Below are 16,145 nucleotides of genomic sequence, written 5' to 3'. Positions count from 1 at the left end.
AGATGAACGGGGGGACGTAGTGTGATTGCAACGACCGAACAGTTAGTACAAGAATACATTAAAGATGCGATTGAGTGTGCAAAAAATGAAAATCAGCCAAAATTGGTCAGTTTAGTGAAAAAAGTAAGACCTATTGACCCCCTTATTTTTTATGCGAACGGACATGACCAGTTTTATAAAGAACGCTTTTTTTGGAAAGATCCCAACAGTTATTATACATTTGTTGGATTAGGATATGCGCATACTATTTGCACCAATGCGGCAAAAGAACGTTATTTCCACATTGAAAATGAATGGAAGCGCTTTATAAAAGAAGACTTTTATAAAAATAACCAAATTTTCCCTGATGGGACAGGTCCTCTTTTATTTGGAGGATTTTCATTTGATCCAAATCAGTATCGAGAAAACTATTGGAGTGATTTCCCGAGTTCAAAATTTATGATTCCAACTGTGTTATATACCCAGGTAAATAAAGAAGGATATCTTACCGTTAATATGATGGTTAAAGGACAAGATTCTGTAAAAGAGCACATCAATTATTTCGAAGAGGTCCAAAAACTTGTTCTTTGTGAAGAGTACGACGGGGAATCTCATATTTCACCTTTGCTGTTGGAAAAAGAAGAAATTGGGGTAGAGAAATTTAAAGGAAATATTGAAAGAGCTACTACTTTAATTAAGCAACAGGTTATAGAGAAAGTGGTTCTTGCTCGCCAATTAAAAGTAAAATTTAATGAAGATATTTCTACTGAATACGCGCTTCAGCGTCTGTTAAAGGAACAGCCAACTAGCTACACATATATTTTAGAGGGAGAGCATCAGCATTTTATCGGCGCTTCCCCAGAAAGACTAGTACAAAAACAAGGAGATTACGTGTTTTCCACTTGTTTAGCGGGTTCGATTCCAAGAGGAAAGACAAGGCAGGAAGATCACGAACTAGGTGAGGAATTGCTTCAGGATCCTAAGAACTTAATTGAGCACGATGTTGTTGTTCATATGATTAAAGAAGCGATGAATTCTTATTGTTATGAAGTAGAAATTCCAAGTAAGCCAAGTTTATATAAAACAAAGCATATTCAACATTTGTATACACCTGTGAAAGGGCGTATAAAGGAAGATGTGACGCTATTTTCATTTATTCAAAAGCTCCATCCAACACCAGCGTTAGGAGGATATCCTCAACAGGAGGCCTTGCCTATTATTCGAAAGCTAGAATCCTTTGACCGAGGGTGGTACGCAGCTCCTTTAGGATGGATGGATATCAATGGAAACGGTGAATTTATAGTAGGAATCCGCTCGGCTGTTATTCAGCAAAAAGAAGCTGTTTTATTTGCGGGCTGTGGAATTGTAGCAGATTCTACGCCTGAAAGTGAATATGAAGAAACAAAAATTAAATTCAACCCGATGCTTTCAGCTTTAGGAGGGATTATGCGTGGAACACATTAAATCATTAACAACGTATATTGCGTCATTCGTGGATGAATTAGTAGAAGCAAATGTTGAAGAAGTAGTGGTCAGTCCAGGGTCACGTTCAACGCCTATTGCGATGCTTATGGCTGAGCACCCTGATATTCATGTGCACTTAAACATTGATGAACGTTCTGCCGGTTTTTTTGCTCTAGGAATAGCAAAAGCAAAGAAAAAACCAGTGGCGCTTGTATGTACATCTGGAACAGCTGCAGCGAATTATTATCCTGCAGTAATTGAAGCTCACTACTCACGCATTCCTTTAGTCGTTATCACAGCCGATCGGCCGCACGAGTTAAGGGATATAGGTGCCCCGCAGGCAATTAATCAGAATCATCTTTTCGGTCAGTATGCGAAGTGGTTTGTAGATACAGCTTTACCAGAAGAAAGTGCAGATATGAATCGTTATATTCGAACAGTAGCTTCAAGGGCTGTTCATACAGCTCAAGCTATACCGAGCGGTCCTGTACACATTAACGTACCTTTACGTGAACCGATTGTACCAGATTTGTCTATTGAAGATTTATGGAGTCAGGGGAAACGCGGTAAATCATATGTGGCTGCTATTCATGGAGAAGCATCTCTATCTGAAAAAGGATTCGAAGAAATTGCGAAGCGCCTAGAGGGAACAACAAAAGGACTTATTATATGCGGAGATCAAATGTCTTTAAAAGCAGTAGACAGCGTATGCCGTTTAGCTGACGCTTTAAGCTTTCCGGTGCTCGCAGATCCGTTATCACAATTAAGAAGCGGCAAGCATTCAAAAGAAAATGTAATAGAGACATATGATACATTTTTAAAAAGTGATAAGGTTGATGAGCGTTTTTACCCCGAAGTTGTCATTCGTTTTGGCGCGATGCCGGTATCGAAACCGCTATTGCAATTTTTAAAAGCACACGAGCCGAAAGAAATGTTTGTAGTTGACCAAGGTAAAGGCTGGAGAGATCCTACTTTGCGTTCAACAGTGATGATTGAAGCCAATGAAACATTATTTTGTGAAGAACTGATCAAGCGCCTTTCAGCGAATCAAGAGGAGTCTACTTCATGGCTGAGTCTATGGAAAAAGATTAATGCTCAAACTGCACAGGCTCTCAAAACATTAACTTCTGGCCAGGAATGGTTCGAAGGACAAGTAGTTCAAGAAATTGTGGATGTAGTACCTGAAGGCACGGCTTTGTTTGTTGGAAATTCAATGCCTGTTCGAGATATTGATTCTTTCTTCTTAAATACGGAGAAAGATATTCCACTTTTTGTAAACCGAGGAGCAAATGGAATTGATGGTGTGGTTTCGTCTGCTCTAGGCGTAAGCACGGCTTACGATCACACCGTTTTATTTATTGGTGACCTATCTTTTTATCACGATTTAAATGGTCTGCTGGCAGCTAAGATGCATAATTTAAATTTAACCGTTGTGCTAGTTAACAATGACGGCGGAGGAATTTTTTCATTTTTACCGCAGTCAAAACAAGAAAAGCACTTTGAATTTTTATTCGGTACGCCAACTGGATTGAATTTTGAGCATGCCACTCGTCTGTATGATGGCACATTTTCTTCAGCAAGCAGCTGGGAAGAATTTCGACATGCAATGAACCATGCTTTCACAAAAGGCGGGTTACATGTTGTAGAGATTCGCACAACTCGTACAGAAAATGTAGAGACTCATCGCAGTTTGTGGAAACTTGTTTCCGAGGAAATAAATTTGTCAAACGGTGAGGAATAAGCAATGATGTATCAATTAAATGGTGTATCTTACTATGTGCACACCGAGGGAAAAGGAGAGCCGCTGCTGCTTCTTCACGGCTTTACCGGTTCTTCTCAAACCTGGCGTACCTTTATGAAGAAATTCGTTAAAGACTATCAAGTGATTGCTGTTGATATTATTGGTCATGGCCAATCAGCAGCTCCGAAAGAAATCAAACCATATTCAATGGAAGCAGTTGTTGAAGCACTGCATGAGCTGCTTCAACAGCTATCTCTATCACAGGTGAATGTAATTGGATATTCGATGGGAGGAAGGCTTGCTCTCTCATTTGCTCAGCGATATCCACACCTTGTGAAAAAGTTGGTATTAGAAAGCGCATCGCCTGGTTTAAAAACGCGAGAAGAACAAAAGCTAAGAAAAGAAAAAGATGAGCAGCTGGCGAGCCGCATTGTGAAAAATGGAATTGAAGAATTTGTGAACTTTTGGGAGGAAATCCCTCTTTTTCGTTCTCAAAAGCAATTGCCTAGCTATGTTCAAGAAGCGGTGCGTCAAGAAAGACTTTCGCATACAGAAATCGGCCTTTCCAACAGTTTGAAAGGAATGGGAACAGGAGTCCAGCCGTCCCTTTGGGAGAAGCTGGACGATCTGTTGATGCCGGTTTTGCTTATTACAGGAGAAGTAGATCAAAAGTTTTGTTTAATTTCCAAAGAAATGCAAACATTAATACCAAATGCTACTTCTAAAATTATTTTAGGGACAGGCCATGCAATTCACGTGGAACAACCCGAGATTTTTGGTAGAATAGTAAGTGAGTTCTTAGCTACTACATAATTAGGAGGAAATAAAGATGACAGTTGAATGGACATCAGTACGTCAATATGAAGACATTTTATACGAAACATATAACGGAATCGCTAAAATTACGATTAACCGTCCGGAAGTGCACAATGCATTCCGTCCAAAAACAGTAATGGAATTGATCGATGCATTTGCTTATGCTCGTGACGATGCAAGCGTTGGAGTAATTGTATTAGCAGGTGCTGGGGATAAAGCATTTTGCTCAGGCGGAGACCAAAGAGTTCGCGGTCACGGCGGCTATGTAGGAGAAGATGAAATTCCACGTCTAAACGTTCTAGATTTACAGCGTTTAATTCGCGTAATTCCAAAGCCGGTTGTTGCAATGGTATCAGGCTATGCAATTGGTGGAGGCCACGTTCTTCACGTTGTATGTGACTTAACAATTGCAGCGGATAACGCAGTCTTTGGACAAACAGGTCCTAAAGTTGGAAGCTTCGATGCAGGATATGGCTCTGGTTACTTAGCTCGCATCGTAGGCCATAAGAAAGCACGTGAGATCTGGTTCTTATGCCGTCAGTACAACGCTCAAGAAGCACTAGACATGGGATTAGTAAACACGGTCGTTCCATTAGAGCAGCTTGAAGCTGAAACAATTCAATGGTGTGAAGAGATGTTAGAAAAAAGTCCAACCGCTCTTCGTTTCTTAAAAGCAGCATTTAATGCTGATACGGACGGCTTAGCTGGTATCCAGCAATTTGCGGGTGACGCAACGCTTCTTTATTACACAACGGACGAGGCAAAAGAAGGTCGCGATGCATTTAAGGAAAAACGCAATCCAGACTTCCAACAGTTCCCACGTTTCCCTTAAACAGCTGAAACAGCTTGGTGATTATCATCAGGCTGTTTTTTCAATTTGATTTAGTTAATTAGTATAAAAAGGAGAGAAATTTATGAGTGGCCAAACGATTCCTAATGGGCTTATGCAAAGAGCATATTTGACGCCAAACCGAGTGGCGGTAGAAACACTGCAAACGTCGCTTACTTTTCAAGAGCTTCATAAGCGTGTTCAAAAAGTAGCGCAGCAGCTTTCGTTTAACGGTGTAAAGCAAGGTGATACCATTGCTTTATGCATGAAAAACAGCGTGGAGTTTATTGAGATTTTACATGCGGTTTCTTATATTGGCGCTCGGGTGCTGCTCGTCAATACGCGTTTGACAAATGAAGAAATCAATTATCAGCTAACAGATGCAAACGTGTCGTTGCTTATTACGGATGAAGCATTTTTAACGAGAGAGTTCCAAAGTTCCATTACTCAGCTTCCTTTATCTTCTTTAAAAAGTTCTCCAGAAACAGAAACGTATTTTCAGAAAACGTGGAATCTCGAGGAGACGTTCACCATTATGTATACGTCTGGAACAACAGGTAATCCAAAAGGAGTGCTGCAGACATATGGAAATCACTGGTGGAGTTCCATTGGTTCAGCGCTTAATTTAGGATTAAATGAAAAAGACTGCTGGCTTATAGCGGTTCCTTTGTTTCATATTAGCGGATTATCCATTTTAATGCGGAGCGTCTTTTACGGAATGAAAATCATTTTAGAAGAACGATTTGAAGCAAGAGCGGTGAATGAAGCCATTGAAAACAAAGGAGTAACAATTATTTCGGTTGTCACTTCCATGCTATCGAATATGCTGGATGAATTAGCTGAACGTAAATACCCAAATACATTTCGCTGTATGCTTTTAGGAGGAGGACCCGCACCGCTTACTATTTTAGAGGCTTGTGTGAATAAAGAAATTCCTGTTTATCAAACGTATGGAATGACAGAAACATCTTCACAGTTCGTTACGCTTTCACCTGAAGATAGTTTGCGAAAACTGGGATCAGCAGGTAAACCATTATTTCCGTGTGCAATGAAAATTGTAGATGAGAATGGAAATGAAACACGTGAAGCAGGAGAAATCATTGTTAAAGGTCCAAATGTTACAAAAGGATATTTAAATAAACCTGAAGCTACTAAAAAAGCCCTTCAACAAGGCTGGTTCTATACAGGAGATATCGGGAAAGTGGATGAAGAAGGTTTTCTATATGTATTAGACAGACGTTCGGACCTTATTATTTCAGGTGGAGAAAATGTATATCCAGCTGAAATTGAAAATGTTTTGTTGAAGCATCCCGCTGTTAAAGAGGCCGGTGTAACGGGAGTAGCCGATGGAAAATGGGGACAAGTTCCTGCAGCATGCATTGTTATAAACGAAGACGTTTCAGATGAAGAGTTATCTTTACACATTCAACAATTTTTAGCAAAGTACAAACTTCCAAAGTATTTCGTTCGAGTAGAGGAGCTGCCGCGAACGGCCTCTAATAAAATCATACGCCGGAAGCTATCATCGTTCATACAGAAAGGAATTTAATCGATGATTATCAAAAAAGTACATCTTTATAAAATTGACATGAAGCTTCTTTCTCCTTTTTCAACAAGCTATGGTACGGTCCAGGATCGAGAATTGATTTTGCTTGAAGTAGAAGATGAAAAAGGATTTACAGGATGGGGAGAAGTCGTTGCTTTTTCATCTCCTTGGTATACGGAAGAAACGATTCAGACATGTTTTCATATGTTAGACGATTTTTTAATTCCTTCGCTTCTTCACCAGCAGCTTCAAAAACCAGAGGATGTTCAAAAGTTATTCAAACCTCTAAAGCGGAACAACATGGCTAAAGCAGCTTTGGACTGTGCTGTATGGGATTTGTATGCAAAGCGCCAAAATAAGCCCTTAGCTGAAGTAATTGGCGGAATAAGGCCTGCTGTAGAAGCTGGAGTGGTAGTTGGCTTAAATGATATTTCCATCATGAAAGAACAAATAAAGACTTATATGAAAGATGGTTATAAGCGCTTTAAAGTGAAAATTAAGCCAGGCGCTGACTATGAGCTACTGAAACAAATTCGAGATGAATTTCCAAGCATTCCTCTTATGGCTGATGCCAATTCAGCCTATACGTTAAGCGATAGTGATTCATTGAAAAAACTAGATGAATTGAATTTAATGATGATCGAACAGCCGTTAAGTTCGGATGATATCCTTGATCATCGATTATTACAAAAGCAAATGAAGACGCCGATTTGCTTAGATGAAAGTATTGTGAGCTATGAAGATGCACGTCATGCAATCGAACAAAAAAGCTGCAAGATTATCAATGTGAAAATCGGTCGAGTTGGCGGAATGTCTGTAGCAAAAAAAATTCATGATTTATGCGCCCTACACGGTGTAAGGCTTTGGGTTGGCGGAATGTTAGAAGCCGGGATTTCACGAGCTCATAACATCGCCCTTGCCACACTGCCTTCTTTCACGATACCAGGTGACATTTCTGCGTCGTCTCGCTATTGGGAAAAAGATATTATTAAGCCCGAAGTAGAGGTAGAAGCCGGAGTAATAAAGGTGAAGGAAAAACCGGGGATCGGATACGATATTGATAAAAAGTTTATCAAAACAATCACAGCATTTGAAAAAGAATACAAATAATTAAAAACCGTTTTTTATGAAAAACGGTTTTTTTATTGATGTTGGCAATGTTTAGTAGAAAAATAGGACAAATTTTTTAAAAAGAGCACATTGTTCCATCAAGCGTGTCAAAACATGTTATGATGGAGTAGTTTGATGAAAAAAGTCGAAGGATTTTATCGTAAAAAACAAAATTATTTTTGAAAATAGGTTGATAGTTTTCTAAGTTGTCCTATATAATGTGTTTATAACATAACACAATATGTTGTTTGTTAAACAATAATAAAATACTATATTTTGTGTTTTCCAGTGAAAAAGGTGTCTGATAAAAAGACTTAAAAGGGAATTTGGTGAAAATCCAAAGCTGTCCCCGCAACTGTGAATGCTGATGAAATAAGGAGATCCACTGTGAGTAAACATCATGGGAAGGCCTTAAAGTAAAAAGAAGCATAAGTCAGGAGACCTGCCTTTTTTATGTCGTTTTATCTTCTTCGGGAGGTGAGAGGGTAGAGCGAGGATTGAGAAAAGACTTAGTGTCTTCTTCTATCTTCGTTCTATTCGCTCACCGAGGTACGGTGAGCGATTTTTTATTTTGAAGTGAAGAGAGGAGCCATATTTATGGTGAATACATTAAAGCCTACAATTCTACATGAATTAACTGCATATATTGAACGTTTAAAAAAAGAATTTACGCAGCTTGATTTTTCTTTGTATGAGGAAAAGGTTATTCAAACTGTTACAGTAAAGGAAAATATGACGGACGAAAAGGTTGCAAACGTACTAATTTTGGCAGCTCTAGAGCGTATTTCAATGGAAGAACCAGATTGGACGTACGTGGCGGCAGACGTCTACTTAAACGAACTATATCGAAAAGCAGCGGACAACCGAGGTTATGATAAAAAAGAGAAGTACGGTTCGTTTTATCAGCTTATTCAAGAACTAACAAAAATCGGCATTTATAATAAACAGCTATTAAAAACATATACAGAAGAAGAAATTAATGAAATTGCTTCAGTCATTATTCCTGAACGCGATCGTTTATTTACATACATTGGATTGCTGACATTAGCAGATCGCTATTTAGCGACATCACATGATAAGCGTGTATACGAATTACCGCAAGAACGTTTTCTTATCATTGCTATGACGCTGATGTCTCAAGAAAAGAAAGAAAATCGAACAGCATTAGTAAAAGAAGCGTACTGGGCGCTTTCTAGTCTATATATGACGGTTGCCACACCAACACTCTCAAACGCAGGAAAGAGCTACGGACAGCTATCTAGCTGCTTTATTGATACGATTGATGACAGCTTACGCGGTATTTATGATAGCAATACAGATTTGGCCACGCTTAGTAAAAATGGAGGCGGAATTGGTGTCTACCTCGGTCATATTAGAAGCCGAGGAAGTGATATAAAAGGTTTTAAAGGCGTATCATCAGGAACAATTCCATGGATGAAACAGCTAAATAATACGGCTGTAAGTGTCGATCAGCTAGGTCAACGACAAGGAGCTATTGCCGTATATTTAGACGTTTGGCATAAAGACATTTTTTCATTCTTAGACGCGCGTTTGAACAATGGTGATGAACGCCAGCGCACGCATGATTTATTCACTGGCGTATGTTTGCCAGATTTGTTTATGGAAAAAGTAGAAGCACGTGAAGACTGGCACTTATTCGATCCTCACGAAGTTCGTACGCTGATGGGCTACTCGTTAGAAGATTTTTATGATGAAGAAGAAGGCAGCGGTTCGTTCCGCACTCGTTACGCTGAGTGTGTAAACAATGAACAGCTTTCAAGAGAAACAGTGCCTGCTATTGAGATCTTCAAGCGCATTATGCTTTCGCAGCTTGAAACCGGAACTCCTTATATGTTCTATCGTGATACGGTTAACCGAGCTAATCAAAACCGACACGCGGGCATGATTTACTGCAGTAACTTATGTACAGAAATCACGCAAAACCAAAGTACAACGGTCGTAACAGAGGAAATTACGGAAGACGGAAAAATTATTATTACAAAGAATCCGGGCGATTTTGTTGTATGTAATCTTTCTTCTATTAACTTAGCGAGAGCCGTAACTGAAGATGTACTTGAACGTTTAATTCCAATTCAAGTACGCATGCTTGATAATGTTATTGAGTTAAATGATTTGCCGGTACTTCAAGCAAAGCTAACGAATCAAAAGTACCGCGCAGTAGGGCTTGGCACATTTGGCTGGAACCATTTGCTTGCCTTAAAGAAAATAGCATGGGAGACAGATGAAGCGGTAGCATATTGCGATGAATTGTATGAACAAATTTCTTACTTAACCGTGCAGGCAAGCATGAACTTAGCTAAAGAAAAAGGCGCATATCCATTATTTAAAGGCTCAGATTTTGAGTCAGGCGCTTATTTTGAAACACGTGAATACACGAGCGAAGCGTGGAGTGAACTGCGTAGCGAAGTTCAAAGCAATGGGATAAGAAATGGATACTTAATGGCTGTAGCACCTAATTCATCAACATCTATTATCGCGGGTTCTACGGCAAGTATTGATCCGATTTTCCGTAAGTTTTATTCAGAGGAAAAGAAAAACTATAAAATCCCAGTGACGGCACCAGATTTATCGCCAGCAACAAACTGGTATTATAAGTCCGTTTATTTAATTGATCAGCACTGGAGCATTAAGCAAAACGCCAAGCGCCAGCGTCATATTGATCAATCTATTTCATTCAATTTATATGTACAAAATGATATCCGAGCAAAAGAGCTGCTGGATCTTCATATGACGGCATGGAAAGAAAAATTAAAAACGACCTATTACGTACGTTCAACATCAAGTGAAGTCATTGAAGAATGTGAAAGCTGTCATAGTTAAAAGGAGTGAATAATTGATGACAAGCATGTTAAAACGAGAATTAATGAACGAAACAGCTCCGAACCGTTCGACAGGAATCATCAACGGCAAGAGCTCCAATATTCTAAACTGGGATGACGTCCGATTTTCATGGGCGTTCCCTAAATACAAGCGTATGCTAGCTAATTTCTGGACGCCGTTTGAAATTAATATGGGTCAAGATATTAAACAGTTCCCTCAGTTAACCGCTGACGAACAAGAGAGCTTTCTAAAAATTATTGGCCTGCTGGCGCTACTGGACAGTATTCAATCAGATTATGCTAGCAAAGTAGCTGACTATGTAACCGATTCTTCGATTAACGCTCTAATGATTATTTTAGCGCAGCAAGAAGTGGTTCATAATCATTCGTATTCATATGTTTTATCAAGTCTTGTACCAAAAGGAAAACAAGATGAAGTATTTGAATACTGGCGTACAGACGAAAAGCTTCGCGCACGAAATGACTTTATTACAAACGGATATAAAGCATTTAGCGAAGAAGCAACGGTTGAAAACTTTTTGAAGTCTATGGTATATGATGTTATTTTAGAAGGACTTTTCTTCTATAGCGGATTTGCGTTCTTCTATAATCTTGCGAGAAATCAAAAGATGGTGGCGACATCTACGATGATTAATTATATCAATCGTGATGAACAGCTTCACGTTGGGTTATTTGAAAAGATTTTCAAGGAAGTACTAAATGAAAATCCAGCTTATCGTACGGAGGAGCTAGAAACGTTTGTAGTTGAAACGTTCCAAGAGGCAGCTCGTCTTGAAATTGAATGGGCGGAATCTGTTATTGGAGAAAAATTCGACGGCATTACGATGAAAGAACTGCAGCAGTACATTGAATATATGGCGAATAAACGCTGTAATCAGTTAGGCTTCGGTCGAGCTGCTTTCCCAGAAGCACCGATTGAAAATCCTCTTCGTTGGATTATTGCTTATCAAGAGGTAGATTTAGGGAAAACCGATTTCTTTGAACAGAAATCACGACAATATACAAAAGCATCAGATGCAAATGGATTTGATGATCTATAAACACAAAAGCTGACTAATTTCCTTATTGATTAGTCAGCTTTTTTTAAGTGAATAAGTCCAAGTTCTAACGCACGTGTGGTAATTAAGTCATCAATTTCTTCTGGAATGTTTTCAAGTGTTCCCCATTTGTATGTCCATAAATGAGTAAATGATTGTACATAGATTGGAAAGGTTTGTTCATTTGCTTTTATGGCTTCTTCTTTAAAAAAATGAATCAGTTGTTCAGTCTTCATACTAGTCTCCTTTTTTATAATCTTGAAGAGAGAAAAAAGACAACCCAGAGGCTGTCCTTTTGCGGGTTACGCTTCAGTTGGCTTGAACGTTTTACAGTCTGTTTCATAGCTGCTTGCTGCATGTTTTCCGCTATGACTTACTACGTAAATTTCTTCTGCACTGCAGTGATTTCCATTTTTCCAAAAGTGACAGTTGTTTACTTCACAAAGAATGTTTTGTTCCAACGTTAACCCTCCTTTGTATGTGATAGCTATAGTATGGTCAAAATTCAACTAACTTATAAGAAAGGTGGTAGACTTTCATTTTAATTGAGAATTTTTATCAATTAAACATTGACAAAGAGAATCATTCTCAATTAAACTGTATATATAGTAAAGAATACAGGTTGTTGTCAAATCATTAAATGAATAATTAATTGGGAGGGAACAAACATGTCATCAGTCATGGTTGTAGGAGGAGACAGGTTAAAGCATATTACAGATCGTCTAGCGGGAGAAGGGTTTAATGAAGTAATTCATTTAGATGGCCGTAAAAGCAATATGGTGAAGCGAGAAATTCCCGAACATATTGGGTTTGTATTAGTTATTACGGATTTTATTAATCACAATATGGCAAAAGTCATTAAAGAGAAAGCAAAAAAACAGCAAAAACCAATTTATTTCGTCAAACATTCATGGAGTGCTATTCGTAAAGTGATTGAGCAAATTTCATGATTTAATTTTTGATCATTATTGAGAATGAATTTCAATTAGGGCGGTGAGACATAGATGGAACCGATGAAAGTGCATATAAAGACACTCTCCAATAACCACATCGAACAATTTATTCGATGTCCGTACAAATTTTATCAGCAGCAGCTTCTTTTGAAAAAGACATCTATAGATTGGAAACAGCATGTTCAAGTAACCGTCCATCAAATCATTAAAACATACTATAGCAAGCCAGTTGAGTATCGCTCAAACCTCTATGTTTTACAGCTTATTGAAAAATATTGGCGTCTAAAGCCAAATATGTTTTCATCACCCATTCACTATTACGATGTGTTAGCTAAAGTAAGTGATTATTTACTGAGGTTTTTAGGCGAGAAAACACATGTGGAGCTACCACTTTTTGTGTTTGAGAAATACAGCGTTTATGTAGAAGAAATTCAAAGCAACCTTTCTCTGACCATTGATTTTGCTGCATGGACAGAGAAGTCTTATACGGTAACAAAATTCATTCTAGATGACCATGAAGAAGTGAAGAACGCAATGAAAGACTTTATTATCGTTTTTTCGAAACAAGCTTTTAAAAAGGTTCCTGAACAAATTCGTTTTTATTCATTATTAACCGGAGAAACAACAACTTATTATATTGCAACAGGCGATTATGAAAAAGCCATACTTCAACTACATATTGTCAAAAGTGTGTTAATGGAACCAAAACATTTTCAAAAGAACTATGCATCCAGTGAGTGTGAAAACTGTCCTCTTAAGCAAGAATGTGATGAAGAAGGGGATGTGCGGCCCACACTACTGGTGTAAAGGAGAGTCATTTAAATGAAGGAAATCTTACTAGCTTATGCGAGTATGTCAGGCAACACAGAAGCAATAGCCGATTTGATTGAAGAAGAATTAGTCAAGCATGGATTGCATGTGAAACGAACAGAAGTATATGACATTGATGCTTCGGACCTTGTATTGGCAGAATCTATTATCTTTGGAGCTTATACGTGGGGAGATGGAGAGCTGCCAGATGATTTTTTAGATCTTTATGATGAAATGGATGATATAGATCTCAGTCAAAAGCAGATGGCTGTATTTGGTTCAGGTGATTCATCATATGATGTTTTTTGCGGAGCAGTTGATTTAATTGAAGAAAAAATAAAGGGACGCAACGGAAATATAGCTGTTCCTGGTTTGAAAATCGAGCTTTCTCCCTTTGGAGAAGATGTAGAAAAATGTAAGGTATTTGCTAAAGACTTTGCTGAAGTAGTGGCAAAATCTGCTGCTTCATAAGAAAACCCGGTCAAGTGCTGACCGGGTTTTTAATATGGCTTCTTTTTGCTGTATTCTTTATTATCTTTCATAAATAGACGCCAGAAATAAAAGAATCCAGGAAATAAAATCGCAAAGCCAACAATATACACAATAAATAACGAATGGAACGCATCGGGATGTGTAAATCCATTCTCAATCGTTACGTTTGGATACACGACATACGGTAAATGACTTCGTCCGTATACGTAACTTGCTAAGAAATATTGAAGGACGATTGATACCACGGCTAAACGAGGCATTCCTTTTCCTTTTTGAGAAGGCAGCAGCAGAGCAATACCAGCTACTACAAATAGACCTACAGACCCGTAAAGAAGAGGCTTAAACTGCATCATTTTATCATATAACCAGCTGGCTTCTGATTGCATTGTAATCATAATAAAGATAGCCATTAGCAGTGAAAGAGGTCCTGTAATGAGCGCATCGCGCCGATAGACCGCATAAGCTTCCATTTCGTCAGATGACTTCGAGTAATCTGCTAATAAAAGAGACGACAGAAACAGGGAAGAGGTAATGGCAAAACCAATAAATGAATAGACGTGCGGACTTGAAAACACTCTTGCTAAATTTAATCGCTGCGTTCCGTCAATTACATCAATAAATCCACCTTGACTTACGGGCAGTACGGCGATTAAAAAAGCAGGAATTAATACGCCAGATATACCAGATACATAAACCAACGCTCTCCGATATTTGAAGCTGCCAGCATAGTGTGAAAACACTAAAAATCCGCTTCGAATAGATAAGAGAAGTAAAATGATACTCCCCGGTACTAGTAGCACTGTTCCAAGCGTAAATGTAGCTCGCGGAAAAAAGCTAAACAGCGCAACAACAATCGCAACGATAAATACATTGGTTACTTCCCAAGTAGGCGATAGATATCTGTTTGCTACATCTGTAGCATTTGTTTTCGTACGGTTAATATAGACCATCGACCAAAAACCAGCTCCAAAGTCCATCGTTCCCATTACAGCATAGATAAAAATGAAGCCCCATATTACAGTAATTGCTAGTAATGAATCACCCATATTCTCACATCCTTTTTAATCTGCTTGCGCAGCAAGCTCTTTAGAAAGCGGATTTCGTCTAAAATAAAACACCAGTACAAGGGCGACTGCGGCCACGAGTACGATATAAACAAGCAAAAACAAGAAAAATAAAATATGCAAATTAGCAGAAGTAGTAACGGCTTCTGATGTACGCATGATGCGGTAAATGACCCAGGGTTGTCTGCCTGTACATGCGAAAATCCATCCGAATTCAATGCCCATGATCGCGAGAGGGCCCGTTGCGACAAATGCCCACATGAAAACTTTAGGGAAGCTTTTCTTCTTTAAAAACTTGTACCAAACAACGCCCACTAGCGCCACTAAAATTAAAATCGATCCGATAATGACCATACCGTTAAACAAGGTATGCACAAAAAGCGGCGGCCAATAATCTCTAGGGAAGTCATTGAGTCCAGTAATCACTGTATTAAAGCTATTACCCGACAAGAAGCTGAGCATCCATGGAAACTCAATGCCATACTTGACTCGCTGTTCTTTTTCATCTGTAAATCCGCCTAAAGCTAATGGCGCATGATCTTGCGTTTCAAATAGACCTTCAGCTGCTGCAAGTTTTTCGGGTTGATATTCGTATACTTTTTGCATCGATTCATGTCCATTCAAAGCTGTTACAAAAGAAAAAATCCCGCCGATTACTAATCCCATCATCAATGCTTTATGATGAAATTTATATTCTCTTGGATTATGTTTTCGCGCACGAAGCATTTTAAAGGCAGCGACTGAAGCAATGACAAAGCCTCCGGTTGTATAAGCAGAAACGGCTACGTGACCGGACGTTACAAAGAAACTCGGATTAAAGAAAGCTGCCCAAGGATCTACGCTTACAATTTCGCCATTTAAAATTCGAAAGCCAGCAGGTGTTCCTTCAAATGCGTGCACGTTTGTAATTAAAACGGCAGAGGCAAGAGCACCTATTGCTACTAAAATGAGACTGATAATCCTCATTTTTCGAGAAATACGGTCCGCTGCGTATACGTAAATAGAGAGAAAAAGAGCCTCAATAAAGAAAGCATAAATTTCAATTTGAAAAGGAAGAGCCATCACTTTTCCTACGATTTCCATAAAACCCGGCCAAAGCAACGCTAATTGCACACCAGCAATCGTTCCCGTAGGAATAGCGACTCCAAGCAGGACAGCAGCTCCTTTTGTCCAGCGCTGTGCCATAAGTTCATAATCTTTATCTTTTGTTTTGTAGTAAAGAATTTCAGCCAATAAAATCATGAGAGGAATGCCGACGCCAAGAGTGGCAAAAATGATATGTACTCCCATGTTCAGACCAAACATTGAACGTGCAGTAACTAAATGATCCATTCATTTTTCAACCTTTCCAGTAAAGTATTGATAAACCTTATTGTCCACTTTTTACCACGCTTTATGCATCAGAATTGGTAAAACATATAACTTGAAAATAGTAATCATTAC

General features: G+C 38.8%; 15 protein-coding genes and 1 riboswitch. Of the genes, 11 read left to right on the top strand and 4 right to left on the bottom strand.

Annotated features, from left to right (window positions below):
- The first annotated feature begins 21 nt into the window (after window positions 1–21).
- From NST66_RS23730 to NST66_RS23695, 8 genes are all read left to right on the top strand, one after another.
- Window positions 22–1,443, top strand: coding sequence for an isochorismate synthase (locus tag NST66_RS23730; protein ID WP_033579579.1), 1,422 nt, complete (start codon window positions 22–24; stop codon window positions 1,441–1,443).
- On the top strand, window positions 1,430–3,184 hold the full coding sequence (gene menD, locus NST66_RS23725; protein ID WP_033579580.1) for a 2-succinyl-5-enolpyruvyl-6-hydroxy-3-cyclohexene-1-carboxylic-acid synthase: 1,755 nt from the start codon (window positions 1,430–1,432) through the stop codon (window positions 3,182–3,184). Before NST66_RS23730 ends, menD begins: the two co-directional genes overlap by 14 nt.
- 3 nt (window positions 3,185–3,187) lie before the next feature.
- Window positions 3,188–3,997 (top strand): 2-succinyl-6-hydroxy-2,4-cyclohexadiene-1-carboxylate synthase, encoded by an 810-nt coding sequence (gene menH, locus NST66_RS23720; RefSeq protein ID WP_028411867.1) that lies wholly within the window; start codon window positions 3,188–3,190, stop codon window positions 3,995–3,997.
- A 16-nt stretch (window positions 3,998–4,013) separates the two neighbouring features.
- Window positions 4,014–4,832, top strand: coding sequence for a 1,4-dihydroxy-2-naphthoyl-CoA synthase (gene menB / locus NST66_RS23715; RefSeq protein ID WP_013085280.1), 819 nt, complete (start codon window positions 4,014–4,016; stop codon window positions 4,830–4,832).
- An 82-nt stretch (window positions 4,833–4,914) separates the two neighbouring features.
- Window positions 4,915–6,378, top strand: coding sequence for an o-succinylbenzoate--CoA ligase (locus tag NST66_RS23710; RefSeq protein ID WP_028411866.1), 1,464 nt, complete (start codon window positions 4,915–4,917; stop codon window positions 6,376–6,378).
- 3 nt (window positions 6,379–6,381) lie between these two features.
- Window positions 6,382–7,485, top strand: a complete 1,104-nt coding sequence (gene menC, locus NST66_RS23705; protein ID WP_028411865.1) for an o-succinylbenzoate synthase — start codon at window positions 6,382–6,384, stop codon at window positions 7,483–7,485.
- A gap of 278 nt (window positions 7,486–7,763) precedes the next feature.
- Window positions 7,764–7,949, top strand: a riboswitch (cobalamin riboswitch).
- A 133-nt stretch (window positions 7,950–8,082) separates the two neighbouring features.
- Complete coding sequence (locus tag NST66_RS23700) at window positions 8,083–10,326, top strand: ribonucleoside-diphosphate reductase subunit alpha (protein ID WP_028411864.1); 2,244 nt, start codon at window positions 8,083–8,085, stop codon at window positions 10,324–10,326.
- Between the two features lie 16 nt (window positions 10,327–10,342).
- The gene (locus NST66_RS23695) at window positions 10,343–11,386 is read left to right on the top strand and encodes a ribonucleotide-diphosphate reductase subunit beta (RefSeq protein ID WP_013059560.1); all 1,044 of its coding nucleotides are present in this window, start codon (window positions 10,343–10,345) and stop codon (window positions 11,384–11,386) included.
- Between the two features lie 29 nt (window positions 11,387–11,415).
- Here the strand turns inward: NST66_RS23695 and NST66_RS23690 are convergent, their stop codons facing one another.
- Complete coding sequence (locus NST66_RS23690; protein ID WP_013059559.1) at window positions 11,416–11,619, bottom strand: hypothetical protein; 204 nt, start codon at window positions 11,617–11,619, stop codon at window positions 11,416–11,418.
- Window positions 11,620–11,685: 66 nt separating this feature from the next.
- Window positions 11,686–11,844, bottom strand: a complete 159-nt coding sequence (locus tag NST66_RS23685; RefSeq protein ID WP_013059558.1) for a DUF1540 domain-containing protein — start codon at window positions 11,842–11,844, stop codon at window positions 11,686–11,688.
- Between the two features lie 207 nt (window positions 11,845–12,051).
- Here NST66_RS23685 and NST66_RS23680 point away from each other — a divergent pair, with 207 nt between their 5' ends.
- From NST66_RS23680 to NST66_RS23670, 3 genes are read left to right on the top strand one after another with little or no spacing between them, the layout of a single operon-like run.
- The gene (locus NST66_RS23680; RefSeq protein WP_028411863.1) at window positions 12,052–12,333 is read left to right on the top strand and encodes a DUF2325 domain-containing protein; all 282 of its coding nucleotides are present in this window, start codon (window positions 12,052–12,054) and stop codon (window positions 12,331–12,333) included.
- 54 nt (window positions 12,334–12,387) lie between these two features.
- The gene (locus NST66_RS23675) at window positions 12,388–13,143 is read left to right on the top strand and encodes a hypothetical protein (protein WP_230624654.1); all 756 of its coding nucleotides are present in this window, start codon (window positions 12,388–12,390) and stop codon (window positions 13,141–13,143) included.
- A 15-nt stretch (window positions 13,144–13,158) separates the two neighbouring features.
- A complete protein-coding gene (locus tag NST66_RS23670; RefSeq protein WP_033579582.1) occupies window positions 13,159–13,617 on the top strand; it encodes a flavodoxin in 459 nt (152 codons plus the stop codon).
- Between the two features lie 29 nt (window positions 13,618–13,646).
- On the opposite strand, the gene NST66_RS23665 is transcribed toward NST66_RS23670, so the two are convergent.
- Window positions 13,647–14,684 carry a cytochrome d ubiquinol oxidase subunit II gene (locus NST66_RS23665; protein ID WP_028411860.1) on the bottom strand — a complete coding sequence of 346 codons (1,038 nt, stop codon included), beginning with the start codon at window positions 14,682–14,684 and terminating at the stop codon, window positions 13,647–13,649.
- A 15-nt stretch (window positions 14,685–14,699) separates the two neighbouring features.
- Window positions 14,700–16,034 (bottom strand): cytochrome ubiquinol oxidase subunit I, encoded by a 1,335-nt coding sequence (locus tag NST66_RS23660; RefSeq protein ID WP_028411859.1) that lies wholly within the window; start codon window positions 16,032–16,034, stop codon window positions 14,700–14,702.
- Window positions 16,035–16,145 lie beyond the last annotated feature (111 nt).

This window comes from Priestia sp. FSL W8-0524, assembly GCF_038005965.1.
Lineage (GTDB): Bacteria > Bacillota > Bacilli > Bacillales > Bacillaceae_H > Priestia > Priestia zanthoxyli.
Note: the sequence above shows the minus strand (reverse complement) of the source record. Positions and strands in the feature narration are given on the sequence as shown.